This is a genomic window from Desulfofundulus sp., assembly GCF_049701015.1.
Lineage (GTDB): Bacteria > Bacillota > Desulfotomaculia > Desulfotomaculales > Desulfovirgulaceae > Desulfofundulus.
The window spans coordinates 1-3,358 of the sequence record NZ_JBNATZ010000261.1 but is presented as its reverse complement, the minus strand read 5'-3'; the positions used below and the strand labels follow the sequence as shown (position 1 = coordinate 3,358).

The following is a 3,358-nucleotide window of genomic DNA, read 5'->3' as shown; positions in this document are numbered from 1 at the left end:
CGCCCGATGGGAAATTGACCATCATAACCCGGGAAGGCACCTTTGCCGGGGGAGTTGAAAAGCTGGTAGCTCTTTTCGAGGAGCTTAGGAGCAGCGGCATAGACATAGAAAACGTGCGCTTCGAGCAGCACCGCCACGACGAGGCGGTATGCGCATGCCAGGGGGTGCACCACCATGTCTAAAGTCCCCGCCTGGCTGGAAGAAGTAACCCAGAAGTGGCAGGCCGGCATCGCTCATGTTTTTGTCCTGCACGGAAATACGGACGACCTGGTTCTGCCGGGAATGTACGTGAAGGACGTGCTGCTGGCCAGCGGCCTTGTAGCGGGCCGGGAAGTGATAATCAGCTACAACCGCTCCAGCGGGATCAACTTCCCGAGCCCGGCCCACCGCGAAAAATTCCTGGAGATTGCGGAACTCAAGCAGCAGGCTCCCTCCGGTGCGCTTGCAGCCTTGCAGCAGGCCAGGGGCCAGTTGATGACCGGCGATGTTCCCCTGCCGGCCACCCCGGGCCAGGCCCTGCCGCTAATAGAAAGGGCGCTGCTGGCAGCTGACGGGGACAACCGCCCCAGGTGCAGCCTCATCGTTGAACACGCGGAAACGATATTTCCGAATGCCGACCTGGCCACCATGAGCCCGGAAGACCGCAGCCTGCTGGTCACCATAACAAGGTGGGCCAGGGAGAAAGAATTCACCGCTTTAGGCCCCCCGGTCTTCCTGCTGGTGGAGAACCTGGGAGACCTGCATGTCAACCTCCGCCGAGCTTCCAGCCGGATAGAGTGCGTCAGGGTTCCATACCCCGGACATGAGGAGCGGCTGGAGTTCATAAAGGCGCTGGAACTCAGAAACCTGGCGGAAGACCCGGAAGGATTGGCGGCCCGTACCGCCGGCCTGAAACTGGTCCATATCGAGGACATCTTCCTCCGGGCCGACCTGGCCGGTACCCGGGTAACGGAGGAGCTGGTCCGGGAGCGGAAAGAGGAGATCGTCCGCAGCGAATTTGCCGACATCCTGGAAATAATAGAACCCCGGCTGGGATTTGACGACGTGGGTGGCATGGAGCAGACGAAGGAATTTTTCCGCCGGTGCATTATAAAGCCCGTGCGCGAGGGGAGAGCCGCCCGCGTTCCCATGGGCGTGCTGCTTCTCGGCCCTGCGGGTACCGGCAAGACAATTCTGGCGGAAGCGGTGGCGAAGGAAAGCGGCGTAAACTGCTGTTCCCTCAACGTGGGCAAGCTGCTGGGTTCTTATGTAGGCCAGTCGGAGCGAAACCTGGAACGCGCCCTGGAATGTATCCACGCGCTGGCTCCCACCATCGTCATCGTGGACGAAATCGACCAGAGCGGTCTTTCACGCAGCAATTCCGGCGATTCCGGGGTGTCGAACCGGATATTCCGGCGGCTCCTGGAATTTATGTCAGACACGTCGCACCGGGGGAAAATCGTATTCCTGGGCATCTCCAACCGTCCCGACCTCCTGGACGCCGCGTTGAAACGGCCGGGCCGTTTCGACCGCAAGGTTCCCATCCTGACCCCGGAAACAGATGAGCGGGAGGCCATCATCAGGGTCATCCTCAGGAAGTACGGGATAGGACACCGGGCAGGCAACCTGAAAAAAGTCGCCGAATCGACCGACGGGTGGACCGGTGCGGAACTGGAGGCTCTGGTTCTCAAGGCTTACGAAATTGCGGAGGATGCCGGGGAACCCCTCTCTGAAGACCACCTGCTGGCCGCTCTGGAGCGGTATTATCCTTCTACCCAGGACATCGAGGCAATGACCGCTCTGGCCGTAGCGGAATGTAACGATACGGACCTGCTTCCGCCCCGGTACAAAGAATTGCTCAAGACCCGCAACAACCAGACACGGGAAGACCAGAAAAACGCCCGCGCAAGGAGCAGGAGGGCGCTTTAATTTTTTTTTAAGAAAGGAGCGGTTTACTTATGGCTAAAAATCTTGACGAGCTGCTTGACGGCCTGGCATCTGAATTTGGCTCCAGGGAAGAGCTGGAAGCCCAGTGCGCCGAAGCGGCCGTCCGCCTGGGCCTTGACCCCGGGGACGTCAACGTCCGTATGGACGTGCTCGTCACCAACATGTGCCGGGACGGTGTTCTCGTGGACCTGCACGTGGGGCGCACCCGGTTCATGCGCCGGCTTGACGAGCAGGATCTGGGACTGGCACATGAAGACGAAGAACACCGGAAGTTTCTGCAGGAGTACGTGAGGCTCGGGAACAAGTTCCTGCTCAACAGCAAATATCTCCAGATTCTGGACTCCCTTGAGAGGAACGGCCGGCGGACGGTTGAAAAGTACGGCTTCAAAACCCGCTGGGGGATCTTCGTCCCGTACAAAAACTTCGCCCTCATGCGGGAGAAGATTGAGGAGATAAAGAAGGAATACTTCGCAGTCCGGGATGAAATCCTGGACCGTTACGACCAGCTCAAGGAAGAGACCCGCCGGGTGTACGAGAGGGCTGCCCTGGAAAGCTACCGGATGATAAAAAGGGACAGGTACGCCGTCGTGCCGGAGGAATTCACCCGAGCATTTGTCGACGGCGTTATGGCCCTCTTCCCTGATAAGGAACACGTGCGGGATTCCTTCTACTTCGACCTGGACGTGGGATTTGTGCCACTCACCAGCGTGATAGAGGAGGAACGGGTCCGGGTGGAGATGATCCGGCGAAAGGAAGAGATCCTGCGGGAACGGGCCAGGACCCTGATCATGGAGGAGCACTACAAGCAGGAGCAAATCAGAGCCATTCACAGGGAGGCCCTGGAAAGCTACCGGAGAGGCGTCAACGAGTTTCTGCAGCAAACCGTAGGTTACATCTACAACCTGGTCTACGAAGCCTGTGAGGCTGTACGTCTGAATGTGGAGAAAAACGGCCAGCTGCACTCGGGGGATACCAGGCGTCTCAAGACCCTGATCGAAAAACTTAACAGGCTTAACTTCAACAACGACCAGGCGGTCCAGCGCTACCTGGACCAGTTGCGGGAAATCGTTGAAGCCGAAGAACGCAGCCCCCGGGATGTGAAGAGATCCCTGGACGCCATCGCTTCCGAAACGCGACAGACTTTGCTTCTCCTGGGTTGCGAGCCCAGAAGAATCCGGGCTGCTGCGGAAGTAGCCCCGCTGGCGGAAGAAGTGCACCGCAAGGGGCGGGAAAAACGTGCTGGTGAGCCCGTTCTGGAGCTGTTCGTAGAAAACACGCCCGTCCGGAAAAAGCGGGCGGCTGCGATTTAAGTCAAAAAGGCCGGTTCTTCACCCCAAGCTGCGGTTGAGGGACCGGCCTTTATCCATCAATTAAACAGAAAGGATGATTAATAATGTCGCATATGTTGCACGAGACTAGCTTGCCGGAATTA

At 58.6% G+C, this 3,358-nt stretch carries 3 protein-coding genes; all 3 read left to right on the top strand.

What is annotated here, in order from left to right; all coding sequences use genetic code 11:
- A partial coding sequence (locus ACPLUI_RS12785; RefSeq protein WP_424660640.1) for a hypothetical protein occupies window positions 1-182 on the top strand: 182 nt, incomplete at its 5' end.
- The gene (locus ACPLUI_RS12780) at window positions 175-1,908 is read left to right on the top strand and encodes an ATP-binding protein (protein WP_424660639.1); all 1,734 of its coding nucleotides are present in this window, start codon (window positions 175-177) and stop codon (window positions 1,906-1,908) included. The genes ACPLUI_RS12785 and ACPLUI_RS12780, both read left to right, overlap by 8 nt.
- 29 nt (window positions 1,909-1,937) lie before the next feature.
- Window positions 1,938-3,236 carry a DUF3150 domain-containing protein gene (locus tag ACPLUI_RS12775; RefSeq protein WP_424660638.1) on the top strand — a complete coding sequence of 433 codons (1,299 nt, stop codon included), beginning with the start codon at window positions 1,938-1,940 and terminating at the stop codon, window positions 3,234-3,236.
- Window positions 3,237-3,358 lie beyond the last annotated feature (122 nt).